Source organism: Mucilaginibacter sp. (genome assembly GCF_965225845.1).
Lineage (GTDB): Bacteria > Bacteroidota > Bacteroidia > Sphingobacteriales > Sphingobacteriaceae > Mucilaginibacter.
Window position 1 is genome coordinate 2,575,355 of the sequence record NZ_CBDDBL010000002.1, and the last position, 26,002, is coordinate 2,601,356.

Here is a 26,002-nt window from a genome sequence, read left to right on the forward strand (position 1 = left end):
TTGTAGTTAGAGATATTATCATCGAACATGAAAAAGCTTCTACTTCTATTTATAATAATTGCGGCATTCGCTATCAAGTCTCAGGCCCAGCAAAAGCCAGAAAATTATAATGTTAACCAGTTTGTAAAGCATGTAGGCAAAAAGATCACGATGTGCGAAACGGTTTATTCCTTTAAAATATTGAGTGATACTGTTACCATGCTTAATATGGGCGGCGAATACCCTAACCAGCGGTTTACTGTGGTAGTTACCGGTAAAGAGATTGAATTAAATTATGATGGTTTGAAAGGCAAACATATCTGTGTAACCGGCGATACTTCATTATACAAAGGACACCCTGAGGTTTTGATTTATCATCCGGATCAGATAGTGTTTAAATAACTATAGGTTCGGCAGCGTCATTTTTGATTTTGGAAGCCATCAAAACAATTAACGCGCCCAGCGAGGCAATAATAGCGAACGACCAGCGCAGGTTAAACGCCTGGGCTACAAAACCAACTGTAGGAGGCACTATTAAAAAACCGAGGTAACCGACAGTTGATACCGCTGCGATAGCAGGGCCTTTAGCCATTGTTGTTGATTTACCTGCTACGCTAAAGCATAACGGTACTATGCATGATGTACCTATTCCTACTAAAGCAAACCCGATAATAGTAGTGGGTACGTAAGGAAAAAACACCGCGAGTAAAAATCCAACAAATATCAATAAACCACTACATTGCATTATTAGTTTCACTCCGTAACGGCTCACTGCTTTATCTCCGGCGAAACGGGATAAGGTAAGCATCGTCATAAACACCACGAATGTTGCTGTAGCAATTGCGTGCGTAGCATGTACTGCTTTATCCATATAGATCCCACTCCAGTCGTACATGATATTTTCGCAAGCCATGGAGGAGAAACAGATGAGCGACAGGTTGATCAGCGTTTTATCCGGAAGTGAAAAAAGAATTTTTTTTTCCAGTTGCTGCGGCGGCTGATTTAACGTAAACGGGAAGAAACAAATAGATAATGTTACCAAAGTTGTACTAACCGATAGTAGGTGCCAAACCGGCATTACGCGGGTAGTCACCATTAAATATCCAACGGCTGCACCTGCAAAGCCTGCGCAACTCCATATAGCATGAAAGGTGGTTATAATTGATTTTTTATATAATTTCTGTACGCTTACACCTTCGGTATTCATTGACAGATTGAGCAAGTTGCGTGATGAACCAAAACAAAGCAGTACCAGTATAAACTGCCAATAATGCACGGCATAGCCCAGCAGGCCAAGCATTATGTTAAACATTAAGGCGCCAAATAACATAATTCGACTGCTACCATAGCTTCGAAGCAAACGGCCTGTTAAAGGCATGGTGAGCAATAAGCCTACGGGTAAGGCGAATAAAGCTGTACCCAATTGAGCCTCGTTTAAACGTAGATCTCGCTGGATAGATGGGATGCGTGATGCCCAAGTGGTATAACCAAACCCTGAGATAAAGAAAAACGCGGCAGTAGCGATGCGTATGGTTTTTGGGGATTGGGATGATTTAATCACGAGGTTAAATTAACAAAAAAGGTGTTTAGCGAAAGCTAAACACCTTTTTAATTTTATAATTCTAAAATCCGAATCGAAATTCCGATATCCGAAATTACTCTGCTACTACTTCAAACGGTACGCGTACTTTTACTTCTTTGTGCAGGTTTACATTTGCAACGTATTCGCCAACAAATTTAGGCTCTGTATCAAAAGTAATACGACGACGGTCAACTTCAAAACCTTCTTTTTTCAAAGCATCAGCAAGCTGAATAGTATTGATAGCACCGAATATTTTACCGCTTTCGCCGGCTTTAGCACCAATGGTAAGTTTAACACCTTCCAAACGGGTAGCTATAGCGTCAGCATCTTTACGTATTTTTTCTTGTTTAAACTGAGCCTGTTTAAGGTTTTCAGCTAAAACTTTGCGGGCACTTACAGTGGCCAATATGGCGTAGCCTTTAGGTAAAAGGTAGTTACGGCCATAACCTGGTTTAACGCTTACTACATCGTCTTTATCGCCCAGGTTTTTTACATCTTGTTTTAAAATAACATCCATTTCTTAATCTCCTATTATTTTAATGAATCTGTAACGTAAGGTAATAAACCAATGTGGCGTGCACGTTTAACGGCTTGAGCCACTTTACGCTGGAATTTTAACGAAGTACCAGTTAAACGGCGAGGTAATACTTTACCCTGATCGTTAATGAACTTTAATAAAAAGTTAGCGTCTTTGTAATCTATATACTTAATACCATTCTTTTTAAAACGGCAGTATTTTTTACGGTTATCCTCCACCTTTGGAGCGGTAACGTATTTAATTTGATCGTTTGCCATTATCTTGCTGCCTCCTCTGTTTTAGCTGCCGGCTTTTTGTTAAAAGCACCGCTGCGTTTTTTGTCGTTGTAAGCAACGGCATGTTTATCTAAAGCAATTGTCAGGAAACGCAAAACACGCTCATCGCGCCTTAACTCAACCTCCAATTTGTTAATTAATTCACCCGGAGCCTTAAATTCAGTTAAGTGGTAGTACCCAGTTGTTTTCTTTTGAATTGGGTACGCTAATTTTCTCAAACCCCAATTATCCTCCTGGACAATTTCGGCTCCGCCATCAGTTAAAACTTTGCTGTATTTGGCAATAGCCTCTTTAGCAGTTTCTTCTGAAAGCAACGGGGTTAGAACGATAACGATTTCGTACTGTTGCATTATTAAATTGATTTTTAATTATTTACCCGGTATATCGGGGCTGCAAATGTAGGAAGAATATTTTATTTTTTCAAATGATTTATAATTGTAATTTAAGGCGTTAAAAAAATAAAAAACTTACACCACACACAATCCTGTTTTTCATGAAAAAAATACTGCTTCTATCCTTATTATTATTTGTATTAACACAAAAGCCATTTGCACAAACAACAGCTTCAGGCCCTGTTGAGCGCAAACTAACAGGTGCCTTGTGTAGCTGTATTGGCACCATCGATCAATCAAAACTAACTACTGCTAAAGAAGCTACAGATGCGTTTATGAAATGCTTTTTAGCGCAATCAGATTTGCTTGTTGACTTGGCGGCCGAAAAGCACGTTGATATGGAAGACAAGCAGGCGATGCATGAGCTGGGCGTTGAGATAGGGAAAGAACTGGTAAAAGAAAAGTGCCCCGGTTTTTTAACGTTAGCCGTAAAAATGAGCGGAAAAACTGATGATGATATACCGCCTGTTAATGCCATGGAAGGGACGTTTAAGAGAATAAACAATAAGGGCTTTAATTTTATTGTTTTGACAGACGGCAGCGGCAACGAAAAAACATTTCTTTGGTTAAGGCAATTCGCAGGTTCAGAGAAATTTATGGGCGAAACCACTAAATACATTGGTAAAAAATTAAAAATCAGCTGGCAGGATATCGAGGTTTATTTGCCGCAGGCTAAAGGTTATTATAAAGTTAAAGAGATAACCGGTATTGAGGTTTTATAAACACCTTAAAACAATTAGCTCTTTTACAATATTAGCATAATACCCCACCCTATTATGGCCGAAGAAAAAAAAGCAACCGAGATCATCAAAAAAGAATTGAGTTATATTCAAAAGGTATGGCATACGGTAGCGATTGTGGCATTGCTGATAGGCACCATTTTAATTGCCCGGGTCGCATTTAACGTACTCATGATGGCACTTGCAGGCTCATTGATAGCCATTTATTTTCATGGTTTAGGCGATGTGATACAGCGCTTTACCCATTTGCCGCGCGTATGGGCAATGGCTATATCTATTACGGTATCCTTTTTAATCCTCGGGGGCATGCTTTGGTTTATGGGTAACAAGATAGAGGTACAGATATCCCAGCTAAGCAATACGTTGCCCCATACCGTTAGTACCGCCAAAGCTAAATTATCCGAAACTACGCTGGGGCAAAAAGTATTGGAAAATTTCTCAGGTGATAATTCAGATAAGCTAATGGGAACCGTTCAAACATTTTTCAGTACAAGCTTTGGTGTGCTGGGCGATGTTTACATTATACTTTTGTTGGGTATATTTTTTACCTCAAGCCCATCAACCTATAAAAATGGCATTTTATTGCTTGTCCCAAAACCAAAAAAGGAATTGGGTAAGCACATCATCAACCGCATAAGCCTGTCGCTCAAAGGCTGGTTGAAAGGAATGATGGTATCAATAGTACTCATTACCATTTTAATTTACGGTGGATTAACCATTATGGGCATACCGGCAGCTATGGCATTGGCTTTAATTACCGGCTTATTGGAGTTGGTACCTAACATCGGTTCTTTAGTAGCCATGATTCCCGGGGTTTTATTGGCGCTTACCATAAGCACCAACACGGCTATTGTTGTATCACTCATATATATTGTATCACAAACAATTGTAGGCAACATTATAACCCCTCTTGTTCAAAAGAAAATCATCAATATGCCGCCTGCCTTAACGCTGATTAGTCAGTTAGTTATGGGTGCGTTATCGGGCGCTTTGGGTATTATACTGGCAGTTCCGCTGCTGGCAATTATTATAATTTTGATTGATGAATTATATGTGAAGGAAATAAATAAATGATAAATTGCGCATGATTTAAACTGCGAAAAACAAATCAAATTTTACCTTTTATGTTATTTACTGAACACGAAACTGCTACCATTGAGTTTGAACCGGTTACCTCCCTAATGCCTGGCGATGATGACGACATTGAAGATGACGACGCCGATACCGATGCCGGCTGGGATGATATCGAAGACGAAGATTTTGATGATCTTTTAGATGAAAAGGCCGACAAGCACGACATCGATCTTGAAGACAATATCCTGGATGAAGATGAAGATGATCATTTTCCGGATGATGACTTTTAATGTTGAAAATTAACATTGAATATCGAATGATGAAGCTTTATTTATTGTTCGATATTCAAAAAATCCGATCTCCATTTCTAAATTATCGGGCTGTACTTACTCCCCTGCACCACACCTCTTTCTAATATCTTTTGGTCGATATAGTACTGGATCTCGGACTTTTTAAGCTGCCAGTTTGGTGCGATAAGCAGATCGAGGTCACTTAAGCCAAACAAGCGCTGGATAATTACATCAGGCCTTAAAAGCGGCAAAAAATCACACAGAAAGTTGGCATATTCATCCAACGTAAAAAGCTTAAATGGCTGCTTTTTATATTTCACACCCATTACCGAACCTTCTACAATATGTAAATGATGCAGCTTGGTAAATTTTATTTGCGGGTGGCGGTTGATCTCATGCGCATAAGCCAGCATCTGATCATGGGTTTCCCAGGGGAAGCCAAAAATGGTATGTACACAAACATCAAGCTTGCTGTGCTCCAGCATCTTTAGCGCATTAATCAAATCATCATGATTGCAACCACGGTTGATCTGCGCAAGGGTATCGTTATAAATAGATTCCATACCCATTTCAACGTCTACATCAAAACGGTCGGTATAGGACTCTAATAAGGCAATTTTTTCAGGATCAATACAATCCGGGCGGGTACCTACGCTAAGTCCGACAATATCTTCAGTATGATAACTCAGCGCTTCATCATATAAAGCCTTGAGATAATGTGTTGGCGCATAAGTATTGGTATTGGGCTGAAAGTAGATGATAAACTTATCGGCCTTATTCCCTTTTCGGGCGCGCTCAACACCTGCTATCACCTGCTCTTTTATACCGGGATTATCGCGGGTTGGGGATGGAGTAAATGAATCTACATTGCAATAAGTGCAACCACCATAACCTTTGGATCCATCGCGGTTAGGGCAGGTAAAGCCACCATCAACAATTACCTTAAACACGCGCTGGCCGGGGTATTTTTGTTTAAGATATGGACCATAATTGTTATAGCCTTTCTCCCACGTGGCAATTGTTTCTGATGTTTGCATTGCTGCAAAGATACAACTTTGATTTTTGCTTTCACCCAATATCGTAAGCCGCTTAAGTTTGCCAACTTGATACCGATGCAGAATTTACATTTTTTTACCTGTATCTGCCTTGGCTGTGCTGTCTGGTTTTTTGGCCGTATCTGCTTTGGTACTGTCCTGTGTTTTTTTGGAAGAATCCAACAGGGCTTTATTTCCATCAGCAGCATTAGTAGCAGTGTGGCTACCGCAAGCGCTTAAACCCAATCCCGCACAAAATGCTATTCCTAAAAATATTTTTTTCATAAATTTAATATATAGTGATTATTGCTTACTGAATTTACCTGAGCCTGATGTATTTGTTACGGTATCAGTTGGCGCGCCATCCTTTTTGCCTACAGCTTGTGAGTCGGCATCTGCAGCGGTATGGGCAGAGTCATTAATAGTGCCTGCCTGGTCGGCTTTACCTGTCATCATAGGCGAGTCTGCATAAGCAGGTTGTGGTTTATTATTGCCATGGCATGCGGCTAAACCTGCGCATATAAATACGCCTAAAATTATCTTTTTCATGGTTTGTTGTGTTTTTATGAACTACAAAGCAAAAGGCAGGATGTTTGCAATAATATAAACTTGGCTTATCTCTAAATATTACAAGAGCAAGAAAGCTATTTGCCTTCCTGCTCTTGTAATTATGTATCATTTAACTGGAGGGGTCACCTTGCCGCCACCTGAAGTGGTACCGCCCATTGAACCTGAAGAGCCCATTGTACCAGTAGTGCCGGTTGAACCTGTTAAACCGGTTGACCCTACACTCCCGGTTGTTCCCATGATCCCTGTACCACCGGTATTGCCGTTAATACCCGTAATACCCATAGCTGGTGAAATATTTGACCCGTTTAATGTATAAGCGTTCGCTGTTTGATCTTTACTGGCGGCCAGCGCTATCCCTGCGCAAAGGCATATCCCTAAAATAAGTTTTTTCATGTTTTGATGTCTTTATTTTCCATTTAAGACATTTTAAATTACCCAATTGTTTAAATTATTTCTAAATGTGAAATTAGGATTTGCGATAAAATATTAATAACACAAACTAAAAACGTTGCTTTTGCTTTAGTAAACATATAATTGAATTACGATGAGATCTTTAAAGCCGAGTGAAAAAATGGATGCTATTTTGGGATATTTAAAAGATCATTCGAATGATGAACTTAGCATAAGAGCAATTGATGGATATATTAAATATTCAAAACCGGGTGCACTTGAATCCCGCGACCTAAAGCGTATTTTGAAAATACTAACTAATGATCATCATATCCAAGTAATCACTCCGGGCTTATACAAAGTCACTCTGGAGGGCATAATTTTTATGGAGAATGGCGGTTATACCATACAACGCAAAGAAAACCAGGTGAGGCGCCAGTATCTGAAATTTTCTAAAAAAGCCGGAAACGAGACTTCAAGCCTAACACTTTGGCTTATAGGATTTTTGATAATTTTTGGCGCTTACTTTCTTTTTCAATACGGATACCACCATTGGAATTGGAAAATACCGTTTTAAGACACTCTATCTAAAGGCATGACTATTGCATGGTTTATTAGAATGATAACGATCATTTTAATATTCAGTGTGCTTGTATCCTTTAACAATAAAAACTCGTTTCGCAAAGCAATTCGCTTTAGAGGGGATGAGATATTTTATTAGTAAAAAGCGCTGAATAGTCTTTCAATCAATTCAATTTAATTATTGTATATTTTAACATACATTTTTAACTTTATTTTAAATAAATACATTTAAAATAAAGTTAAATTAATCAAATTATATAATATTTTAACTTCAAATAAAGTTTTATAATTATTAAATGCCATTAAGGCTTGGTTATTGCCTTCATGAATATGAATTTAATTATAAAATTATGCATCATTTACTTATTGACATATTACACGTATTCGTGGTTGCGGCGATGTTATTTTTCATCGTGATGTGCACATTGGCTTCCACCGGAAGTTTTGATAACTGGGGAAAAAGATACAAAACCAAAAGACTTGTAAAGGTTCGTAACATTCGCAATGATTATCCCAACGCTGCTTAAACAAAGCAATAGAACTAGAAAAAAAAGCCGTTATGTTTAAAATAACGGCTTTTTTTGTTTAATACTTTCCTAATTGTCGGTTGATAATCGGTCCAATTTTCGTTTATTAGCAGGCAAAGCTTTAAATTTTTTGTAGCTATCATTAATATAAACTGCCATTGTTTGCGTATTGTTGTTATGTACAAATGAATAGGAAGGGCGGTAAAGTGTCATAAAATCCTCCAGGTCCTGTCCTCTTAACGGCACTAAACTACTTACATAAGCCGTGTTAAATACCTTATCAATTTCTTCCTCTTGTTGCTCCATTGTAAAATACCGCCTTAAGTGCCGTGCATCACGCGAATCTTTACCAAACCAGGTTGTGGGCGATAATATATATACTTTACTTTTTTGATAAACTTCCGGGTACTCTTCTTTAGGATCAAAAGCAGTACGCGTACCGTTTATTTTCACTTCGCGCAAAGCAATATTCATAATTTGCATTTTAACATGCTTAGGGTTCATATCCACCACATATAAAGTATCACTAATATAACCTGGTGAAGTAAATATCAATAAATGGCTTGGGGCCGACTTTATCTCGAAATTTCCATTTTTGTCAGTTAGGGTTAACTGTTTGTTAGTAACATCCTTAATAAAAACATTACTTAATTTTAAATTACTTCCTGTTTCTTCAACAGTGCCTTTTAAAGCATTTTGGGCATTGGCCACACCGGTTATAAAAACCAACAGAGCAACGGAGATAATTTTGAGTTTCATAGTATGTATAGGTTAGGATAAATCTACCGATTAAAATATATCCTTTCCGAATTTAACACATATTTAACACATTAGTTCTGTAATAAAACAGCTATAATCTAGTTACGGCTCAATTTTACAATGGAATGTTGCCATGCTTTTTGCGCGGATTATTTACCACCTTGTTTTCCAGCATCTTAAAGGCTTGTATGAGTTTTATACGCGTATCTTCAGGAACGATAACTTCATCAATAAAACCACGCTCGGCAGCCCGGTAAGGGTTGGCAAATGTGTCTGAGTACAGTTGTTCCATCTCTTTCCACTTGGCTTCGCTGTCTTCAGCGGCATTTATTTCGCGTTTAAAGATAATTTCGGCAGCACCTTTAGCGCCCATTACCGCAATTTCGGCAGTAGGCCAGGCAAAGTTCATATCGGCACCAATATGCTTACTGTTCATTACATCATAAGCACCACCATAAGCCTTTCGGGTAATCACTGTTATACGCGGCACGGTAGCCTCGCAAAAGGCATAGAGCAGTTTAGCGCCGTTAGTAATGATGGCGTTCCACTCCTGGTCGGTGCCCGGTAAAAAACCCGGTACATCTTCAAAAACTAAAAGCGGGATATTAAAGCTGTCGCAAAAGCGCACAAAACGCGCTGCTTTAGTTGAAGAATGAATATCGAGTACGCCAGCCAAAAAAGCCGGCTGATTAGCGATGATACCGATACTTCTACCCGCTAATCGTGCAAAGCCAACCACAATATTTTCGGCAAAATCTTTATGTACTTCTAAAAAACTATCAGCATCAATAACCTCGTTAATTACTTCACGTACATCATAAGGTTGAGAGGCATTCTCAGGCATAATGCTATTTAATACCGGGCGCAATTCATTTTGCATATCGTATGGAACTGCCGGCGCTTTATCCTCGCAGTTTTGCGGCATATAACTCAACAATTGTTTAATATGCTGGATAGCTGCGATCTCGTTCGCGCAAGCAAAATGTGTAACGCCTGATTTGGTTGCGTGGGTAGTAGCACCGCCTAATTCTTCGGAAGTGATAATTTCATGTGTTACAGTTTTTACCACGTTTGGACCGGTTACAAACATGTAAGAGGTATTTTCAACCATTAAAATAAAATCGGTAATAGCAGGCGAATAAACCGCACCGCCAGCGCATGGGCCCATAATGGCTGATATCTGAGGCACCACGCCTGATGCCATGGTATTGCGGTAAAATATATCGGCGTAACCGCCTAAGGAATTAACTCCCTCCTGTATCCTTGCACCACCGGAATCATTTAAACCAACCAAAGGTGCGCCGTTTTTGATAGCCAAGTCCATGATTTTGCAGATCTTTTCGGCATGTGTTTCGGATAATGATCCGCCAAAAACAGTAAAATCCTGCGAATAGGCATAAACCAGCCTGCCATTAATAGTTCCGTAGCCGGTAATTACGCCATCTCCCGGATAGTTTTCTTTCTCCATCCCAAAATCAATAGAACGATGCGAAACCAACATGCCAATCTCCTGGAACGAACCCTCATCCATCAAAAAGTGCAACCGCTCCCGCGCGGTTAGTTTTCCTTTTTTATGCTGACTTTCTATACGCGCCTCGCCGCCGCCTAAAAGGGCTTCGGCCTGTTTTTGTTTGAGTAGTTTAACTTTATTATCCACGGTACCGGTTTATAATATGCAAGATGCTAAAAATACTCGTTAAGCATCAAAATTGTTTAATGGTTTAATTACATTTGGTTTCCAAGTAATATAAACACCGATGACATCATCCAAAAATACAGGAAGAAGAAATTTTTTGAACAACTTAAGCATAGCAACTGCCGCAATTGCAGCTACACCATTATTAAGCAAAGCCGACAGCTTTTTTAAGTTTGATGAGGGCGTTACCGTTGGGCAAATTATGGATATGTTCATCAAAACTGTCCCTAATTCTCCCTTCCCTAATACAGTTGATACGTTAAAGGCGGGCAGCCGTGATATAGTAGTTACCGGTGTGGTTACGGCGATGTTTCCTACAGTGGATGTGATCCGCCAAACAATTGCGCTTGGTGCCAACTTTATCATTTGCCACGAACCTACTTTTTATAACCATGTGGATGATGTAAAGTGGTTACAGGGTAATGAAGTTTATCAATACAAAGCCGACCTGCTGGCCAAGCATAACATAGCCATCTGGCGCAATCATGATTATATACACAGCATTAAACCCGATGGCGTTACTACCGGGGTAGTTGCTAAATTGGGTTGGCAACAATATCAGCAAGGGCCGAATAGTTTTGTTTTGGATGAGATCACCCTGCATAGTTTAATAAACCAGCTAAAAGCCAAATTAGGAACGCCAATGGTGCGCTATATTGGCGACTTGACCCAACCTTGCAAAAACGTACTACTTATGCCGGGCGCTGCCGGTGGAATGTCGCAAATTAATGCGATTGAAAAACACAAGCCAGATGTTTTAGTGTGTGGCGAAATAAGCGAGTGGGAAACTGCTGAATATGTAAGAGATGCCCGGGCCGAAGGACAAAAGATTGCTTTAGTAGTTACCGGTCACATCCCAAGCGAAGAAGCAGGATCGGTATTTATGGCTGAATGGCTGGAGCAGCGGCTCAATCATATTAAAATAACCCATGTTGATTGCGGCAACTCCTTGTTATTCGCCTGATGTGCAATTAATTTAGCATTTTGTAATATGGCATTTCAGCTATAGATTTGCATCTGTTTGCCGATTAATTTTAGGCAGATAATATAAATTAATCTATAAAATATCCTATGTGCGCAAAAAAACAAGATCTGATACACGATACCAGCCATATCACTTACGAAACTTTGTTAGATGGCAACAAAAAGTTTATTGAGAACGCCATTGACGAGGATCCGGATTACTTTACAAAACTCGCCAACGGCCAAAAGCCACCAATTCTTTGGATAGGCTGCGCCGACAGCCGCGTGCCTGCCAACCAGATCACCAATACTAAACCGGGCGAAATATTTGTACACCGCAACATTGCCAATATGGTGATCCACTCGGATATGAACATGCTTTCGGTACTGGATTACGCTGTGAATGTACTGCAGGTAAAACACGTTATCGTTACCGGGCATTACGGCTGCGGGGGCGTTATCGCATCCATGAGCAACCAGCAGTTTGGATTAATAGACAACTGGTTATGCCATATTAAAGATGTTTACCGCCTGCATGCCAGTAAACTCGACCTGATAACAGATGAAAAAGAACGCTCTGATAAATTAGTGGAATATAACGTAGTTGAAAACGTTTACAACCTGTGTAAAACCTCCATCGTGCAAAATGCCTGGGCGAAAGGCCAGAATTTAGGTGTACACGGGTGGGTTTACAGCATTGAAACCGGGATAATAAAAGACATGAACGTTAGCACTTACGATAATGCTAATATGGGCAACGTATTCAAATTTAAATAGTGGGAAAGTAGATTCAAGAGTCAAGAACCAAGACAACTGCTATTAAAAATTTGATTATTATAAAAAGCGCCGGTAAATGTTATTTACCGGCGCTTTAATTTTGTTTTGAATCTTGGTTCTTGACTCTCCCTTATATTTCTTTGTTCAAAAACGGGTACTTGTAATCCTTTGGCGGATCGAAGGTTTCTTTGATCGTTCTTGGTGACACCCAGCGTTGCAGGTTCAATGCTGATCCGGCTTTGTCATTAGTACCTGATCCTCTTGCGCCGCCAAATGGCTGCTGGCCTACTACTGCACCTGTCGGTTTATCGTTAATGTAAAAGTTACCTGCTGCATTACGTAAAGCATAAGTAGCTTTAGCAATGGCATATCTGTCCTGTGATATAATTGAGCCTGTAAGCGCGTAGATCGAAGTTTTATCTACGATATCCAATAGCGCATCAAACTGATCATCCTCATAAACATAAACTGTTAATACCGGACCAAAAAGCTCTTCGCACATGGTCACATAGTATGGATCGTTTACTTTAAGTACGGTCGGCTCAACAAACCAGCCCTGGCTTTTATCGTATCCGCCACCGGCAACAACTTCAACGCTTTCATCTGCTTTAGCAGCATCAATATATTTAGCTAATTTATCGAATGAAGCTTCGGTGATCACCGCGTTCACAAAGTTGCCAAAATCCTCAACCGGGCCAATCTTGATAGAAGCAAGGTCGCGCTGTACATTTGCTTTAACCGCAGGCCATAACGAAGCCGGTATATAAGCCCTGCTGGCTGCCGAGCATTTTTGCCCTTGGTATTCAAATGCACCGCGGACTAAAGCGGTACTAACCACATCCACATCAGCACTTGGGTGCGCCAGTACAAAATCCTTACCACCGGTTTCGCCTACTATACGTGGGTAGGTGCGGTATTTATGAATGTTATTACCAATTGTCTGCCAGATATTTTGGAACACTTTGGTTGATCCTGTAAAGTGGATACCCGCAAAGTCAGGGTGATTAAATATAACATCGCCCGCAACCGGACCATCAACATAGATCAGGTTGATCACGCCATCAGGCAAACCGGCTTCCTTAAACACCTGCATTATAACGTTTGCAGCGTATATCTGCGGGTAAGCAGGTTTCCAAACCACAACGTTACCCATCATAGCAGCACTTGCAGGTAAATTACCCGCAATAGCGGTAAAGTTGAATGGTGTTAAAGCGAACACAAAGCCTTCTAATGGGCGTTGCTCTACCCTATTCCAGATACCTTTTGGGTTGATAGGTGGCTGTTGCGCATAGATCTCTACCATGTAGCTTACATTAAAACGCAGAAAGTCGATAAACTCGCAAGCTGAATCAATTTCGGCCTGGTAAGCATTTTTACTTTGACCAAGCATGGTAGCCGCGTTTATTTTGGCACGATATGGGCCGGCTAACAGGTCAGCGGCCTTTAAAAATATGGATGCCCTTTGTTCCCATGCTAATGCTTCCCACTCTGCCTTAGCAGCTAAAGCAGCATCAATAGCAGCATTAACTGTTGACGCGTCGCCTTCAGGAAAAGTGGCTAATAAGTGTTTATGATCATGTGGCGGGCGAATCTCCAATCGTTTACCCGTGTGGATCTGCTTATCACCAATATACATTGGTATTTCAATAACCTTTGAGCGAGCTTCTTCTAAAGCTGCCTTTAATGCCTCGCGCTCAACACTGCGCGGACCATAATTTAATACGGGCTCGTTCTGCGGTTGCGGAACGGTGAAAAATCCTTTAAGCATAATATATGAAGTCAGTTAAAACATTCAAATATAAGCATTATGCCGGGATGTGTGTTCACAAAAGTCTGCAAATAACTCTGCTATGACGATTAGCCTTAGTTAAGTTTAACTTCTTTATCATCACTTATTAGTGTGCAGGCATCAGTGTCTAACACATCGGCAATGGTTAAAAGTTTCTCAACGGTTACCTTGGTGCGGCCGAGCTCGATTTTGCTATAGGCATTTTGCGACACATGTAGTTTCGCGGCCAAATAATCCTGTGAATAGTTCCGGAATATCCGCATACTCCTGATCTTATTCGCTATAGTCATTAACTTGTTCATGATGGTTTGGAATGAAAATATTAGTCAATAACTATCGAAAGTAATTTTTGTTTAAACATGCTGTTTCAATTTTAAAACAGGTAAAAAACCTAACAATTTATTTACCTGCACATCAACAAAATAATTTAACCGTGGGTACAAAAAAAAATAATTTTCACTTGTACAAATAATGTAAAAACTTTTACTGTCATTTGTACAATTAAGGAAATCATTCCACATGCGGTCCTTATTTTTTTGTGTTAAAACCAATTAACCATATATATAACTTTCTGTAAATCTTTAATTATAGCTGTTTAATACGGCACTGATTATTATTACCCAGAAAGTTGCTCTTACTTATTGTCCACAACCAAATTTTAAACCAATAAAACCAATTAATCATGAAAAAAATTTCGGGTATTTTAACAATTTCGGCATTTTGCCTGTGCTTTGGCTGCCAAAAAGAGGGTTCCAAAAGTACTAACGTAATCGCTGTCAAAAATCTTTCATCTACAGCAAAAACTTATGCCACCACGGCTACAACTTCATTTGCCTATGGTTCCGATGTAAGCTGGGTTACACAAATGGAAGCCTCAAACCTAAAGTTTTATAATAGCAGCGGCAGTGCTCAGGATCTTTTTACTATTTTAAAAGGCCTGGGTATTAACGCTATCAGGCTAAGAGCCTGGGTAAACCCCTCGGCAGGCTGGTGTAATACAGCCGACGTAGTTGCTAAGGCAAAGCGAGCCGTAGCGGCGGGTATGAGCGTAATGATAGATTTTCATTACAGCGACACCTGGGCCGACCCAGGCGACCAAACAAAACCAGCGGCATGGGCAAGCGAGAGCACAAGCAACTTATATACATCTGAGTATAATTATACCATCAGCACCTTAAACAGCCTAAAGTCGGCAGGGGTTACACCAACTTGGGTACAGGTAGGGAATGAAACCAATGACGGCATGATGTGGCAGGATGGTCGTATATCGGTGGGCTCAACTAACGCGCTACAATTTACTTATATGGTAAATACCGGTTACAATGCCGTAAAATCGGTATTTCCGAATGCAAAGGTAATTGTTCATATAGCCAACGGTTATGATAATGCAGATTTTGAATATATATTTGACATATTGAAAGCCGATGGAGCAAAATATGATGTGATCGGCATGTCCTTATATCCAACAAGCAGCAACTGGTCAACTTACAATACCGAATGCCTTGCCAATATGAATGATATGGTATCGCGTTATGGTAAACAGGTAATGATATGCGAAGCCGGCATGAGCGAGGCGGATGCCAGTACTTGTGAATCATTTTTAAGCGATTTGATTACCAAAGTAAAATCGGTATCAGGAGGCAATGGATTAGGTGTTTTCTATTGGGAGCCAGAGGCATATAATAACTGGCAAGGCTATACTATGGGCGCATTTGACCCAACCGGTAAGCCCACCGTGGCTATGAATGCGTTTGCGCATTAAAAACCAAAGTGGCAGAGTACAAAAAAGCCCCGCTTTACAGCGGGGCTTTTCATATATTCATCGTTAATTCTTAAACGTCGATCTTAGCATACTTGGCGTTGCGCTCAATAAAATCACGGCGAGGGGCAACTTCATCGCCCATCAGCATGCTGAAGGTATGGTCGCACTCTGCAGCGTTTTCAATGGTAGCGCGTTTCAGGGTACGGGTTGCCGGGTTCATAGTGGTTTCCCATAATTGCTCGGCATTCATCTCACCCAAACCTTTATAGCGCTGTACGTGTACGCTGTCTTCCTTACCTGCACCTTTAAGGCGTTGTATAGCGGCATCGCGCTGTACATCATTCCAGCAATATTCAAATTCCTTGCCTTTTTTAACCTGGTAAAGTGGCGGCGATGCAATATAAACATAACCATACTCAACCAGCTCTTTCATATAACGGAAGAAGAAAGTAAGGATCAACGTGGTAATGTGCGAACCGTCCACGTCAGCATCCGTCATGATGATGATCTTATGGTAACGCAACTTGCTAAAGTTAAGTCCTTTATCGTCCTCCGGTGTGCCTACGCTTACACCAAGGCCGGTAAACATATTCTTTATTTCCTCGTTCTCGTAGATCTTGTGCTCCATAGCTTTCTCCACGTTCAGGATTTTACCGCGTAATGGTAAAATAGCCTGGTTTTCGCGGTTGCGGCCTTGCTTGGCGGTACCACCTGCCGAGTCACCTTCGACTAAATAGATCTCGCAAACTGCAGGATCGCTGTTGGCGCAATCGGCCAGTTTACCCGGCAAACCGGAACCACCCATTACACTTTTACGCTGCACCATTTCGCGTGCCTTGCGGGCAGCAGCACGGGCAGTAGCAGCCAAAATAACCTTATTAACGATCATGCGGGCCTCTTTCGGGTGTTCCTCCAGGTAATTACCTAAAATCTCGCCCACAGCCATATCTACCGCACCCATTACCTCGTTATTACCTAACTTGGTTTTGGTTTGCCCCTCAAACTGAGGTTCCTGCACTTTAACAGATATTACAGCGGTTAACCCCTCGCGGAAGTCATCACCGGTAATTTCTATTTTCATGTTCTTCAACAAGCCCTCTTTATCGGCGTAAGCCTTTAAAGTACGTGTTAAACCCCGACGGAAACCTGCCACGTGTGTACCACCTTCAATGGTGTTGATGTTATTTACATACGAGTGCACGTTTTCGGCATAAGTATCATTGTACTGTAAAGCCAGTTCAACCGGGATACCTTGTTTAATACCATCCACGTAAATAGGTTCGGGGATGATAGACGGGCGTGTCCCGTCTAAGTATTTGACAAATTCGCTTAAGCCGCCAATCGAGAAAAATTCTTCTGTATTGAAAGTGCCATCTTCATTAGGCTCGCGCTCATCGGTTAAAGTAAGGCGGATGCCTTTATTTAAATAAGCCAGCTCACGTAAACGCGATGCTAAGGTATCGTATTTATATTCGGTAGTTAACGTAAATATTTCCGGGTCGGGTTGGAAAGTTTGGGTAGTACCGGTACGGTCAGATACACCAATCTCCTTAACATCAAACATCGGCTTGCCGCGTTCGTACTCCTGGGTAAATATTTTGCCTTCGCGCTCAACAACCGTTTTTACATGGGTTGATAAAGCGTTAACGCAACTTACACCCACACCGTGCAAACCGCCTGATACTTTATAAGTATCCTTATCGAACTTACCACCGGCGTGCAGAACCGTCATTACGATTTCCAGTGCTGATTTGCCTTCTTTTTTGGTGATACCTGTCGGGATACCCCGGCCGTTATCTTTTACGGTTATGGAATTACCCTGGTGTATGGTTACATTTATATCGGTACAATAGCCTGCCAACGCCTCATCTATCGAGTTATCTACAACCTCATAAACCAAGTGGTGAAGCCCTTTAAAACCTGTATCGCCAATATACATCGACGGCCGCTTGCGCACCGCCTCTAAACCTTCTAAAACCTGTATATTATCTGCGTCGTAATTTGATCTGTCCTGTATTTCTTCGCTCATAATTGATTAAAACAACAACCATTCTCCAAGGTGGAGTTCTTTAAACAAAAATACTCATTTTGCTTCAGTTTTCAGCCATTGTTGATAAAAATGACCCGTTATAAACACCATTTTAAAATCGTTAGGAAACTTGCCTCTAAAGTTTATCTTTGTAAACTTTTTATTGAAAAAACCAACAGGAAAAGCTCGAGTTAAAACCTTGCTGATCCATTACTTAACGATAAATTATATAATGAAAAATTCTTCTGTTTTTACAAAGCTTGCTTTAGGTTTATTAGTAGCCGGAAGCGTTGCGGCATGTAAACAATCTCCAACCGGCACTGCTGCGGCACCTGCGGCTTCGTCACCAGTAAGTGGCGATAAACCAACCACTGTTTATGTTAACTCCGACAGCTTGTACAGCAAGTACAATTATGCCAAAGATGTAAACAATGCATTACAATCAAAATTAAAAGCCGCACAGGGCGATATGCAATCAAAATCAGAAGCTTTTCAGCGCGAGGTTGCTGATTATCAAAAAAATCAGGCTACTATGGCTGCTGACCAGCGCCAAGTGACTGAACAACGCCTGCAACGCGAGCAACAACAATTGCAAGGCTATCAGCAAAATGAGTCGGCACAATTGCAAGACGATAAAGCAACTCAATACCAAAAAGTATACGACAAGGTTGACGATTTTGTAAAGAACTTTGCAAAGCAAAACGGTTACAAACTGGTATTAACCTATTCTAAAAACGTACAAACCGTAATTTACGGTGACCCAAGCCTTGATGTTACTACCGATGTAGTAAAAGGCCTGAACGATGCTTACGCTAAGGAGCCGGTAAAATAAGTTTTTAGTTAAAAGCTAAAGTAAAAAGCTGAAAGTTATGCGTTTGCATTGGCTTTCAGCTTTGTTGTTTAGGTGCAAATTACCTGCTCCTCGCTCCCACCTACAATCGCCCATCCACACTATCCTTATCCAATATCCCCTTTACATCGTAGATCACTTTATTGGGTTTGGATATTTTATGCAGATCGAGAGTTTTAAATTCATCATGGGCTACAGCAATAATAACTGCATCGTAATCGATGCTTCTATCAAGTGTTTTAGATGAGTTCCAGCCGTACTCATGTTTTACATCTGCCGGTTCGGCATGCGGGTCAAATACGGTTAAGTTGGTGTCGTAGCCTTTTAGCGTGTTCAGGATATCAACCACCTTGCTGTTACGCACATCAGGGCAATTTTCCTTAAAGGTGATACCCAGCACCAGGATATTGGCATCCTTAACCACAATATCCTTGCGTACCATTAGGCGCACAACCTCATGGGCAACGTATTCTCCCATGCCGTCATTTAATCTGCGGCCTGCCAATATTATTTCGGGGTGATAACCTACCTGTTGTGCTTTGCGTGCTAAATAATACGGATCAACGCCAATACAATGCCCGCCAACCAAACCGGGTTTAAATTTCAGGAAATTCCATTTGGTACCTGCCGCCTGTAAAACCTCATCGGTATCGATATCGAGGCGATGAAAGATCTTGGCCAGCTCATTAACAAAGGCAATGTTAATATCGCGCTGCGCATTCTCAATTACCTTCGCGGCTTCAGCAACTTTGATGGATGTCGCCTTGTGCGTCCCTGCGGGAATGATGGAACGGTAAAGCTGGTCTACGCGGTCCGCGGTTTCAGTTGTTGAACCTGAAGTCACCTTCATGACTTTAGTTAACGTATGCTCCTTATCGCCCGGGTTAATCCTTTCAGGTGAATATCCTGCAAAAAAATCAATATTAAATTTCAGGCCGGAAGCTTTCTCCAGCATGGGCACACATTCTTCTTCGGTAGCCCCTGGATAAACCGTTGATTCGTAAATAACGATATCACCTTTTTTCAAAACTTTGCCTACGGTTTCGCTGGCTTTGTACAAATGGGTAAGGTCCGGGCGATTGATACGGTCAACTGGTGTAGGAACTGTTACAATATAAATATTGCAATTACGGATCTGCTCAATATCATCGGTGCAAACAAAACCATTATCGGTATTTTTACCGGCCTCAATAGCTGCCTTTAATTCCGCTTCATTAACGGTTAATGTATGGTCCTTACCAGTACAGAGGTCTTCAACACGTCGTTTGCCGGTATCAAAGCCTGTAACTTTATATTTTTTTGCAAACTCAACCCCAAGTGGCAAGCCCACATAGCCCAAACCTATAATACCTATTTTAATATTTTGCAGATCGGTTTGAGGAGTGGTTGATGGCATTATGTTTGGTTGAAATTTTAAATCTTTTTATTAATAATTATTCTTTTTCGTCTGGCGTGGTGAAGAAATCATCCTTCAGGTCATCTATTTCCCTACGGTCTTTTTTAGTTGGGCGGCCAGTACCCCTGTCGCGAGACAATACCGGCGCATGAAACATGGATTTATAAGCCGTTGTTTGTTCAAGCGGTGTAATATCTTCATAAAAATAAACCGCGGTCTTGGCGTCCACCCTGCTCTCTAACAATCCGGTCACTTTGATCACCTTGCGTTCCAATCCTTTAGCAACCTGGTATATCTCACCAATTTTCACTTCGTGTGATGGCTTAATATTATTGCCATCAAGTTTTACCCGGCCAGCCTTGCAGGCATCAGAAGCCAGTGTGCGGGTTTTAAACGCCCGTATGGACCACAGGTATTTGTCAATTCTTAATTTTTCTTTTTCAGGCATGATAACACCTTTTTTAAACCTCCTCCGCTAATTAACGGAGACTTTTATTTGTCTTTTTAAATCCTCCCTACCAGGAGGGTTTGGGCAGGGCTTATATAACCCCATAAAATGCACCGCCTTTTTCAGCCATCTTGTCAATCAGCTTTTCTACTGCCGGGTCCTTTTCCAGTACCGGGGCATGGTGCGGTTTTATACGCGAATTGATGATCAGCGGGCCTTTACAGCCCCAGTGCTTATGCTCGGTAAAGCTGTGTACACCATAAATATCATGCGATGGATTGCTGCGCGTAAACGTTACCCAAACAAAATTATCCAAATTTTGTGCAGTAAATGCGGCATCATCACAAAGCACTATCAGCGGCAAGCCGTTCAGGTCAGCATCAATAAAATGCTCATCTAAAATGCTTAACATATCGCCAATATCTTTGTCGTTGATGTGTTTTGGCACCTCTACCGCTAACACACCAGGCATCACCATTTTAAAAGTATTAAACGGACGCGGCATCGTAAAGTTTGCAGGCAGCTCTGTCCAAAGCTCTCTTTTGATCTCACCGGCAACCGTAATGGCAACTTTACTGCCGGTGTTTAAACCATCGCCGCTATAATCGAGCGTGTCAATGGTGGTTTTGGTGTAGAAATGCAAATCCCTTGTTAAGTCGATGCGCTGTAGTATGTGTTTTAAAAATCCGCCGATATCATTTACATTTAAAGCAGGGTCATCTTCCCTGGCAGCAATAAATAGGTACTTAGCCAGGCTTAGCTGGCTTTTACCTAAAATATGATTGGCAATAGTCAATATTTCCTGCGGCTTACGTTCTTTGATGTAAGGCGTATACCGTTCACTGCCAATGGCGAATAAGAGCGGGTGAACCCCTGCCGCGTCAACCGCATTTACAGCGTGCAAACCGGGGATTTCTTTTGGTATTGCTGAACCTGTTATTTCATGAATCAAAGCGCCGAAGCTGGTATCTTCCTGCGGTGGACGACCGACTACGGTAAACGACCAGATCGCGTTTTTTTTATGATAAACGTTGTGCACTTTCATCAACGGGAACGGGTGCCTCAAGCTATAATAACCTAAGTGGTCACCAAAAGGGCCTTCGGATTTATTTTCGTGCGGCAGTACCGTTCCGGTGATCACAAAATCAGCATCTGCCGAAATACAAAAACCTTCGGCATCATAAAAATACCTAAAACGGCGGTTACCTAAAGCACCGGCGAAGGTCATCTCAGACAAGCCCTCGGGCAAAGGCATAACAGCCGCTACCGGGTGCGATGGCGGGCCACCAACAAATATGCTTACCTTTAAAGGCTGGCCTTTTGCATTCGCCTTGGTTTGATGTACGCCGATACCCCGGTGTAATTGGTAATGCAAACCAATCTCTCTATCCAAAACGTAATCGTTTCCGGCTAACTGGATGCGATACATACCTAAATTAGCATTCATAATACCCGGTTTGTCCACATCCTCGGTATAAACCTGGGGCATAGTGACAAACGGGCCGCCATCATTAGGCCAGTTAACTATTTGGGGGATCTCGCTAATATGGGTTTTTCCAAAGTTTATTGGCGCGCCTTTACCAACCTTCATCGGCAAGGCTGATAAGGCCGTTAAACCAACATTAGCATATTTAAAAGGATTTTTTATGGCTTTTATGGGATCAGATTTAAGATCGACCAAAGTTTTGATCTTATCCAAAGTATCCCTGAAGATAAATTTTGAGCGGTCAAGCGTTCCGAACAAATTGGATACCGCCGGGAATTTGCTGCCCTTTACATTCTCAAATAAAATAGCCGGGCCTTCATTTTCGAAAACGCGCAGGTGTATGGCTGACATTTGAAGGAAAGGGTCGACTTCTTCTTTAATACGTATTAAACGGCCATGCTTTTCGAGATCGGCAACACAGGCTTGTAAACTTGAATAACCCATAAGCAAATAGACACAATTTTCACGAATGAATTATATAAATTGGCAAATTTGACACTGAGTTATCACATTGGCCAATCATCACCCGGGTTATTTTAAGGGCAGATTCTTGAGGTATTTACCGTAACCGCTTTTAATGTATTTTTCAGCCAAAACCATCAGTTCATCACGGTTGATAAAGCCCATGCGATAAGCGATTTCTTCAATGCAACCAATTTTAGTATCCTGACGTTTTTCAATCACACGTACAAACTCCGATGCATCACTTAAGGAATCAAAAGTTCCCGTATCTAACCAAGCCATTCCCCTGTCCATTACACCTACTTGCAGGTTTCCTTGTTTCAGGTATTCTTTATTAACGTCAGTAATTTCATATTCACCACGTGGAGATGGCGCGATATTTTTGGCTATCTCAACGACCGAATTATCATAAAAATACAAACCAGGTACTGCATAATGTGACTTAGGCTCAACTGGTTTTTCCTCGATAGATAATGCTTTGAAATTTTCATCAAACTCAACCACACCATAACGCTCCGGATCAGAAACGGGGTATGCAAAGATCGCAGCACCATCAACATCATTAAAGCTTTGAATTAGTTTACTGAAACCCGAACCGTAGAATATGTTATCGCCCAAAACAAGGGCAGCTTTATCGTCACCAATAAACTTTTCGCCTATCACAAATGCCTGGGCAAGTCCGTTTGGTACTTCCTGCACAGCAAATTCAAAATTACAGCCTAATTCCGAACCGTTACCTAATAAGCGTTTAAAGCCGTCCTGGTCTTCGGGTGTAGTGATGATCAAAACTTCTTTTATTCCGGCCAGCATTAACACTGATAGCGGGTAATATATCATCGGCTTATCATATATCGGCATTAACTGCTTGCTGATAGCCTTTGTTATTGGATATAGTCGTGTTCCGGATCCGCCGGCAAGTATTATTCCTTTCATGATAGGATATGGTATTAGTTTTTGAGCTTATTAATACAAACTGACAAACTATCCCGCCAGTAAGGTATCTCAATCCCAAATGTATGTTTAATCTTTGTTTTATCCAGCACAGAATACGGCGGGCGGGTTGCTTTTGTTGGATATTCCGCTGTGCTTATAGGCAGTACCTTAATAGTGGTTCCTGCTAAATCAAATATTCCTTTGGCAAAATCATACCATGATGCTACACCCTCATTACTGTAATGGTAAATACCAAACGCTATATTTTCCGAAGCGATAATATCAAAGATCGCTCCTGCCAGATCAATGGCATACGTTGGTGTACCAACCTGATCTGCAATAATTTTAAGAAGGTCGCGATCGGCAGCAAGCTTCAGCATAGTTTTGGCAAAGTTATTTCCGTACTCGGAGTATAACCAGCTAGTACGGATAATGATATGCTCATTTAATAGCTGTGCAATTCCTTGTTCGCCCTCTAACTTGGTGAAACCATAAACGCCTGTCGGACCGGTAGGGTCACTTTCTGTAAGCGGATCAGCTACATCGCCTTTAAAAACAAAATCAGTTGAAATGTGAATTAAAGTTGAGCTGCTCGCTTTGCAAGCCATGGCTAAATTCTCCGCACCTGTTTTGTTTATTTTACGGGCCGTCTCTACTTCATCCTCGGCTTTATCAACGGCAGTATAGGCAGCGCAATTGATTACGAAAGTGGGTTTATAATGATCGAATACGTTCTTTATAGCCTCCCCGATAAGGATATCGCCTTCGGTAGAAGACAAAAAATGAACGTTGTGGATATTTCGGTCTGATGCAACTTTTTTCAGGCATTGTCCTAATTGTCCGGCCCCGCCAAATACAATGATATTTTCCATTAATTAAAATCCAAAATCACCTGCATCTTTTAAAAATGGAAGTTCTTTATCTTTGTCAGAAACGAGATGTTCGCTTTCATTAAGTTCCCATTTTATGTTAATAGACGGATCCGCATAGTGCAAACCGCCTTCTGACGCTTTATTATAGTAATTATCGCATTTATATTGAAAAACCGCGCTTGGGCTCAATACCAAAAATGCATGTCCAAATCCTTTAGGGATAAACAATTGCTGATTATTTTGTGCTGATAGTATAACTGAAAAATATTGGCCGTAAGTAGGAGAATTTTTCCTTAAATCAACCGCAATGTCCTGTACTTCACCTTGGATTACTCTAACCAATTTTGATTGAGCATAATCGCCTTTTTGCAAGTGCAGCCCTCTTAAAACACCTTTTGTTGAAAATGATTGGTTATCCTGCACAAAATTCACCTTATAACCTATAGCATTATCAAACGTTAATTGATTAAATGATTCAAAAAAATATCCACGATCATCGTTAAATACGCGTGGTGTTAATACTACACAGCCTGCTAAGGGAGTTGGGGTAATTGTCATTTATAATTTGGTTACGCCAATATTAATTAGCGATTTTCATATTGATTATCGTAATACTTGGCATACGAACCACTCGTAACGTTATCCAGCCAGGTTTTGTTGGCTAAAAACCAATCTATAGTCGCCGATAAGCCCTGCTCAAAGGTAACTGATGGCGACCAGCCTAATTCTTTATTGATTTTGCTGGCATCAATGGCATATCGTAAATCATGCCCAGGACGGTCTTTTACAAAAGTGATCAGCTTTTCACTGGTACCTTCGGGCCTACCTAGTTTTTCATCCATTTGTTTACATAACAAATGCACAAGGTTTATATTTTGCCATTCATTAAAGCCGCCAATGTTGTAAGTATCACCTTTTTTCCCTTTGTGGAATATCAGGTCTATAGCAATGGCATGGTCAATAACATACAACCAGTCGCGGGTGTATTTACCATCGCCATAAACCGGTAAAGGTTTGTTGTTGATAATATTATTGATAGAAAGAGGGATCAGTTTCTCGGGAAAATGATTCGGCCCGTAGTTATTTGAGCAGTTTGATACCACTACCTGCAAGCCATAAGTATCGTAATAAGCACGCACGAAATGATCTGAGGCAGCCTTACTTGCGCTATATGGCGAATGCGGATCATATTTAGTTTCTTCGGTAAATAAACCGGTTTCGCCTAAAGCGCCATACACTTCATCTGTTGATATATGGTAGAACAGGTGATTTTCATAATCGCCTTTCCATTTATTTTTGGCAATATCAAGCAGCGTAACCGTGCCGATAACATTGGTATACACAAAATCCATCGGGCTTAGTATCGATCTGTCCACGTGTGATTCCGCGGCCAAATGCACTATATCTGTAATCTCATATTTATCAAATATCTCGGTAATCCGAGCACTATCCTTTATATCAGCCTTTTCAAAAACATAATTTTTCGCATTTTCTATATCTTCAAGGTTCTCCAGGTTACCTGCATAGGTAAGCGCATCAACATTTACTATTAAATAATCTGGATGTTGCGTTACAAACCTGCGCACAACGTGTGAGCCTATAAAGCCGGCGCCACCAGTAATGAGAATTTTTTTCATTTAGTTATAAAACTGTTCAAGATGTCAAGAAAGTATCCTTAATCACAATCCTAAAATTCACGACAAATATAGTATTGTACAACTCTGAAACTATAATTTAGTATCATTTAACTACCATTTGCTTCCATTTTAATTCCATTTTCAGGCATTAATTGATTCAAAATAGTAAT

At 40.9% G+C, this 26,002-nt stretch carries 30 protein-coding genes; 10 read left to right on the forward strand and 20 right to left on the reverse strand.

Annotated elements, in window-relative coordinates; all coding sequences use genetic code 11:
* Window positions 1–27: 27 nt before the first annotated feature.
* Window positions 28–381 carry a hypothetical protein gene (locus ACYZ0U_RS15730; protein ID WP_461453495.1) on the forward strand — a complete coding sequence of 118 codons (354 nt, stop codon included), beginning with the start codon at window positions 28–30 and terminating at the stop codon, window positions 379–381.
* Here the strand turns inward: ACYZ0U_RS15730 and ACYZ0U_RS15735 are convergent.
* The 4 genes from ACYZ0U_RS15735 to rpsF all read right to left on the reverse strand — a co-directional run bounded on the left by ACYZ0U_RS15735 (window position 374) and on the right by rpsF (window position 2,724).
* Window positions 374–1,540, reverse strand: coding sequence for an MFS transporter (locus ACYZ0U_RS15735; RefSeq protein WP_461453496.1), 1,167 nt, complete (start codon window positions 1,538–1,540; stop codon window positions 374–376). The two genes, ACYZ0U_RS15730 and ACYZ0U_RS15735, sit on opposite strands and share 8 nt — an antisense overlap.
* Window positions 1,541–1,634: 94 nt before the next feature.
* Window positions 1,635–2,078: a 50S ribosomal protein L9 gene (rplI, locus tag ACYZ0U_RS15740; RefSeq protein WP_461453497.1), complete on the reverse strand. Its 444-nt coding sequence runs from the start codon at window positions 2,076–2,078 to the stop codon at window positions 1,635–1,637.
* A 14-nt stretch (window positions 2,079–2,092) separates the two neighbouring features.
* Window positions 2,093–2,356 carry a 30S ribosomal protein S18 gene (gene rpsR, locus ACYZ0U_RS15745; RefSeq protein ID WP_067054791.1) on the reverse strand — a complete coding sequence of 88 codons (264 nt, stop codon included), beginning with the start codon at window positions 2,354–2,356 and terminating at the stop codon, window positions 2,093–2,095.
* Window positions 2,356–2,724 carry a 30S ribosomal protein S6 gene (rpsF, locus tag ACYZ0U_RS15750; RefSeq protein WP_461453498.1) on the reverse strand — a complete coding sequence of 123 codons (369 nt, stop codon included), beginning with the start codon at window positions 2,722–2,724 and terminating at the stop codon, window positions 2,356–2,358. The genes rpsR and rpsF overlap by 1 nt, the downstream gene beginning before the upstream one ends.
* A gap of 143 nt (window positions 2,725–2,867) precedes the next feature.
* On the opposite strand from rpsF, the gene ACYZ0U_RS15755 reads away from it, so the two are divergent.
* The 3 genes from ACYZ0U_RS15755 to ACYZ0U_RS15765 are packed head-to-tail and all read left to right on the forward strand — an operon-like array spanning window position 2,868 to window position 4,870.
* Window positions 2,868–3,488, forward strand: a complete 621-nt coding sequence (locus ACYZ0U_RS15755; RefSeq protein WP_461453499.1) for a hypothetical protein — start codon at window positions 2,868–2,870, stop codon at window positions 3,486–3,488.
* Window positions 3,489–3,542: 54 nt separating this feature from the next.
* Window positions 3,543–4,580: an AI-2E family transporter gene (locus tag ACYZ0U_RS15760; protein WP_461453500.1), complete on the forward strand. Its 1,038-nt coding sequence runs from the start codon at window positions 3,543–3,545 to the stop codon at window positions 4,578–4,580.
* 50 nt (window positions 4,581–4,630) lie between these two features.
* A complete protein-coding gene (locus tag ACYZ0U_RS15765; protein WP_461453501.1) occupies window positions 4,631–4,870 on the forward strand; it encodes a hypothetical protein in 240 nt (79 codons plus the stop codon).
* 77 nt (window positions 4,871–4,947) lie between these two features.
* Here ACYZ0U_RS15765 and mnmL read toward each other — a convergent pair whose 3' ends face one another.
* From mnmL to ACYZ0U_RS15785, 4 genes are all read right to left on the reverse strand, one after another.
* Window positions 4,948–5,907 carry a tRNA modification radical SAM protein MnmL/YtqA gene (gene mnmL / locus ACYZ0U_RS15770; protein WP_461453502.1) on the reverse strand — a complete coding sequence of 320 codons (960 nt, stop codon included), beginning with the start codon at window positions 5,905–5,907 and terminating at the stop codon, window positions 4,948–4,950.
* An 84-nt stretch (window positions 5,908–5,991) separates the two neighbouring features.
* The gene (locus tag ACYZ0U_RS15775; RefSeq protein WP_461453503.1) at window positions 5,992–6,189 is read right to left on the reverse strand and encodes a hypothetical protein; all 198 of its coding nucleotides are present in this window, start codon (window positions 6,187–6,189) and stop codon (window positions 5,992–5,994) included.
* Window positions 6,190–6,207: 18 nt separating this feature from the next.
* Window positions 6,208–6,453, reverse strand: coding sequence for a hypothetical protein (locus ACYZ0U_RS15780; RefSeq protein WP_461453504.1), 246 nt, complete (start codon window positions 6,451–6,453; stop codon window positions 6,208–6,210).
* 126 nt (window positions 6,454–6,579) lie between these two features.
* Complete coding sequence (locus ACYZ0U_RS15785; protein WP_461453505.1) at window positions 6,580–6,867, reverse strand: hypothetical protein; 288 nt, start codon at window positions 6,865–6,867, stop codon at window positions 6,580–6,582.
* 151 nt (window positions 6,868–7,018) lie between these two features.
* Between ACYZ0U_RS15785 and ACYZ0U_RS15790 the strand changes: the two genes are divergently transcribed.
* The gene (locus ACYZ0U_RS15790; protein WP_461453506.1) at window positions 7,019–7,441 is read left to right on the forward strand and encodes a hypothetical protein; all 423 of its coding nucleotides are present in this window, start codon (window positions 7,019–7,021) and stop codon (window positions 7,439–7,441) included.
* A 355-nt stretch (window positions 7,442–7,796) separates the two neighbouring features.
* Entirely contained in the window at window positions 7,797–7,973 is a 177-nt protein-coding gene (locus ACYZ0U_RS15795; protein ID WP_461453507.1) for a hypothetical protein, read from the forward strand.
* Window positions 7,974–8,042: 69 nt separating this feature from the next.
* Here ACYZ0U_RS15795 and ACYZ0U_RS15800 read toward each other — a convergent pair whose 3' ends face one another.
* The gene (locus ACYZ0U_RS15800) at window positions 8,043–8,732 is read right to left on the reverse strand and encodes a peptidase associated/transthyretin-like domain-containing protein (protein ID WP_461453508.1); all 690 of its coding nucleotides are present in this window, start codon (window positions 8,730–8,732) and stop codon (window positions 8,043–8,045) included.
* 115 nt (window positions 8,733–8,847) lie between these two features.
* Complete coding sequence (locus tag ACYZ0U_RS15805; RefSeq protein ID WP_461453509.1) at window positions 8,848–10,389, reverse strand: acyl-CoA carboxylase subunit beta; 1,542 nt, start codon at window positions 10,387–10,389, stop codon at window positions 8,848–8,850.
* A gap of 100 nt (window positions 10,390–10,489) precedes the next feature.
* Here ACYZ0U_RS15805 and ACYZ0U_RS15810 point away from each other — a divergent pair, with 100 nt between their 5' ends.
* Both ACYZ0U_RS15810 and can read left to right on the forward strand, forming a co-directional pair.
* Window positions 10,490–11,392 carry a Nif3-like dinuclear metal center hexameric protein gene (locus tag ACYZ0U_RS15810; protein WP_461453510.1) on the forward strand — a complete coding sequence of 301 codons (903 nt, stop codon included), beginning with the start codon at window positions 10,490–10,492 and terminating at the stop codon, window positions 11,390–11,392.
* Window positions 11,393–11,499: 107 nt separating this feature from the next.
* A complete protein-coding gene (gene can / locus ACYZ0U_RS15815; protein ID WP_461453511.1) occupies window positions 11,500–12,168 on the forward strand; it encodes a carbonate dehydratase in 669 nt (222 codons plus the stop codon).
* Between the two features lie 130 nt (window positions 12,169–12,298).
* On the opposite strand, the gene pruA is transcribed toward can, so the two are convergent.
* Both pruA and ACYZ0U_RS15825 read right to left on the reverse strand, forming a co-directional pair.
* On the reverse strand, window positions 12,299–13,936 hold the full coding sequence (pruA, locus tag ACYZ0U_RS15820) for an L-glutamate gamma-semialdehyde dehydrogenase (protein WP_461453512.1): 1,638 nt from the start codon (window positions 13,934–13,936) through the stop codon (window positions 12,299–12,301).
* A 95-nt stretch (window positions 13,937–14,031) separates the two neighbouring features.
* Window positions 14,032–14,247 carry a helix-turn-helix domain-containing protein gene (locus tag ACYZ0U_RS15825; RefSeq protein WP_461453513.1) on the reverse strand — a complete coding sequence of 72 codons (216 nt, stop codon included), beginning with the start codon at window positions 14,245–14,247 and terminating at the stop codon, window positions 14,032–14,034.
* 392 nt (window positions 14,248–14,639) lie between these two features.
* Between ACYZ0U_RS15825 and ACYZ0U_RS15830 the strand changes: the two genes are divergently transcribed.
* Entirely contained in the window at window positions 14,640–15,719 is a 1,080-nt protein-coding gene (locus tag ACYZ0U_RS15830; protein WP_461453514.1) for a glycoside hydrolase family 53 protein, read from the forward strand.
* Between the two features lie 70 nt (window positions 15,720–15,789).
* Here the strand turns inward: ACYZ0U_RS15830 and gyrB are convergent, their stop codons facing one another.
* Entirely contained in the window at window positions 15,790–17,748 is a 1,959-nt protein-coding gene (gyrB, locus tag ACYZ0U_RS15835) for a DNA topoisomerase (ATP-hydrolyzing) subunit B (protein WP_461453515.1), read from the reverse strand.
* A 232-nt stretch (window positions 17,749–17,980) separates the two neighbouring features.
* On the opposite strand from gyrB, the gene ACYZ0U_RS15840 reads away from it, so the two are divergent.
* On the forward strand, window positions 17,981–18,580 hold the full coding sequence (locus ACYZ0U_RS15840) for an OmpH/Skp family outer membrane protein (RefSeq protein ID WP_461453516.1): 600 nt from the start codon (window positions 17,981–17,983) through the stop codon (window positions 18,578–18,580).
* A gap of 100 nt (window positions 18,581–18,680) precedes the next feature.
* Here the strand turns inward: ACYZ0U_RS15840 and ACYZ0U_RS15845 are convergent, their stop codons facing one another.
* The 7 genes from ACYZ0U_RS15845 to rfbB form a co-directional block, all read right to left on the reverse strand.
* Window positions 18,681–19,994: a nucleotide sugar dehydrogenase gene (locus ACYZ0U_RS15845; RefSeq protein WP_461453517.1), complete on the reverse strand. Its 1,314-nt coding sequence runs from the start codon at window positions 19,992–19,994 to the stop codon at window positions 18,681–18,683.
* Window positions 19,995–20,031: 37 nt separating this feature from the next.
* The gene (locus ACYZ0U_RS15850) at window positions 20,032–20,442 is read right to left on the reverse strand and encodes an RNA-binding S4 domain-containing protein (RefSeq protein WP_461453518.1); all 411 of its coding nucleotides are present in this window, start codon (window positions 20,440–20,442) and stop codon (window positions 20,032–20,034) included.
* 91 nt (window positions 20,443–20,533) lie between these two features.
* Window positions 20,534–22,372 carry a UbiD family decarboxylase gene (locus tag ACYZ0U_RS15855; protein WP_461453519.1) on the reverse strand — a complete coding sequence of 613 codons (1,839 nt, stop codon included), beginning with the start codon at window positions 22,370–22,372 and terminating at the stop codon, window positions 20,534–20,536.
* Between the two features lie 87 nt (window positions 22,373–22,459).
* Window positions 22,460–23,323, reverse strand: coding sequence for a glucose-1-phosphate thymidylyltransferase RfbA (rfbA, locus tag ACYZ0U_RS15860; RefSeq protein ID WP_461453520.1), 864 nt, complete (start codon window positions 23,321–23,323; stop codon window positions 22,460–22,462).
* A gap of 14 nt (window positions 23,324–23,337) precedes the next feature.
* Window positions 23,338–24,195, reverse strand: coding sequence for a dTDP-4-dehydrorhamnose reductase (gene rfbD, locus ACYZ0U_RS15865; RefSeq protein ID WP_461453521.1), 858 nt, complete (start codon window positions 24,193–24,195; stop codon window positions 23,338–23,340).
* A 3-nt stretch (window positions 24,196–24,198) separates the two neighbouring features.
* Window positions 24,199–24,753 carry a dTDP-4-dehydrorhamnose 3,5-epimerase gene (rfbC, locus tag ACYZ0U_RS15870; protein WP_461453522.1) on the reverse strand — a complete coding sequence of 185 codons (555 nt, stop codon included), beginning with the start codon at window positions 24,751–24,753 and terminating at the stop codon, window positions 24,199–24,201.
* A gap of 26 nt (window positions 24,754–24,779) precedes the next feature.
* Entirely contained in the window at window positions 24,780–25,832 is a 1,053-nt protein-coding gene (rfbB, locus tag ACYZ0U_RS15875; RefSeq protein WP_461453523.1) for a dTDP-glucose 4,6-dehydratase, read from the reverse strand.
* Window positions 25,833–26,002 lie beyond the last annotated feature (170 nt).

Coding starts and splice junctions, on each gene's coding strand:
- ACYZ0U_RS15730 (WP_461453495.1), top strand. CDS start 28: ATGAAAAAGCTTCTACTTCTATTTATAATAATTGCGGCATTCGCTATC.
- rplI (WP_461453497.1), bottom strand. CDS start 2,078: ATGGATGTTATTTTAAAACAAGATGTAAAAAACCTGGGCGATAAAGAC.
- rpsR (WP_067054791.1), bottom strand. CDS start 2,356: ATGGCAAACGATCAAATTAAATACGTTACCGCTCCAAAGGTGGAGGAT.
- rpsF (WP_461453498.1), bottom strand. CDS start 2,724: ATGCAACAGTACGAAATCGTTATCGTTCTAACCCCGTTGCTTTCAGAA.
- ACYZ0U_RS15755 (WP_461453499.1), top strand. CDS start 2,868: ATGAAAAAAATACTGCTTCTATCCTTATTATTATTTGTATTAACACAA.
- ACYZ0U_RS15760 (WP_461453500.1), top strand. CDS start 3,543: ATGGCCGAAGAAAAAAAAGCAACCGAGATCATCAAAAAAGAATTGAGT.
- ACYZ0U_RS15765 (WP_461453501.1), top strand. CDS start 4,631: ATGTTATTTACTGAACACGAAACTGCTACCATTGAGTTTGAACCGGTT.
- mnmL (WP_461453502.1), bottom strand. CDS start 5,907: ATGCAAACATCAGAAACAATTGCCACGTGGGAGAAAGGCTATAACAAT.
- ACYZ0U_RS15775 (WP_461453503.1), bottom strand. CDS start 6,189: ATGAAAAAAATATTTTTAGGAATAGCATTTTGTGCGGGATTGGGTTTA.
- ACYZ0U_RS15780 (WP_461453504.1), bottom strand. CDS start 6,453: ATGAAAAAGATAATTTTAGGCGTATTTATATGCGCAGGTTTAGCCGCA.
- ACYZ0U_RS15785 (WP_461453505.1), bottom strand. CDS start 6,867: ATGAAAAAACTTATTTTAGGGATATGCCTTTGCGCAGGGATAGCGCTG.
- ACYZ0U_RS15790 (WP_461453506.1), top strand. CDS start 7,019: ATGAGATCTTTAAAGCCGAGTGAAAAAATGGATGCTATTTTGGGATAT.
- ACYZ0U_RS15795 (WP_461453507.1), top strand. CDS start 7,797: ATGCATCATTTACTTATTGACATATTACACGTATTCGTGGTTGCGGCG.
- ACYZ0U_RS15800 (WP_461453508.1), bottom strand. CDS start 8,732: ATGAAACTCAAAATTATCTCCGTTGCTCTGTTGGTTTTTATAACCGGT.
- ACYZ0U_RS15810 (WP_461453510.1), top strand. CDS start 10,490: ATGACATCATCCAAAAATACAGGAAGAAGAAATTTTTTGAACAACTTA.
- can (WP_461453511.1), top strand. CDS start 11,500: ATGTGCGCAAAAAAACAAGATCTGATACACGATACCAGCCATATCACT.
- pruA (WP_461453512.1), bottom strand. CDS start 13,936: ATGCTTAAAGGATTTTTCACCGTTCCGCAACCGCAGAACGAGCCCGTA.
- ACYZ0U_RS15825 (WP_461453513.1), bottom strand. CDS start 14,247: ATGACTATAGCGAATAAGATCAGGAGTATGCGGATATTCCGGAACTAT.
- ACYZ0U_RS15830 (WP_461453514.1), top strand. CDS start 14,640: ATGAAAAAAATTTCGGGTATTTTAACAATTTCGGCATTTTGCCTGTGC.
- gyrB (WP_461453515.1), bottom strand. CDS start 17,748: ATGAGCGAAGAAATACAGGACAGATCAAATTACGACGCAGATAATATA.
- ACYZ0U_RS15840 (WP_461453516.1), top strand. CDS start 17,981: ATGAAAAATTCTTCTGTTTTTACAAAGCTTGCTTTAGGTTTATTAGTA.
- ACYZ0U_RS15845 (WP_461453517.1), bottom strand. CDS start 19,994: ATGCCATCAACCACTCCTCAAACCGATCTGCAAAATATTAAAATAGGT.
- ACYZ0U_RS15850 (WP_461453518.1), bottom strand. CDS start 20,442: ATGCCTGAAAAAGAAAAATTAAGAATTGACAAATACCTGTGGTCCATA.
- ACYZ0U_RS15855 (WP_461453519.1), bottom strand. CDS start 22,372: ATGGGTTATTCAAGTTTACAAGCCTGTGTTGCCGATCTCGAAAAGCAT.
- rfbA (WP_461453520.1), bottom strand. CDS start 23,323: ATGAAAGGAATAATACTTGCCGGCGGATCCGGAACACGACTATATCCA.
- rfbD (WP_461453521.1), bottom strand. CDS start 24,195: ATGGAAAATATCATTGTATTTGGCGGGGCCGGACAATTAGGACAATGC.
- rfbC (WP_461453522.1), bottom strand. CDS start 24,753: ATGACAATTACCCCAACTCCCTTAGCAGGCTGTGTAGTATTAACACCA.
- rfbB (WP_461453523.1), bottom strand. CDS start 25,832: ATGAAAAAAATTCTCATTACTGGTGGCGCCGGCTTTATAGGCTCACAC.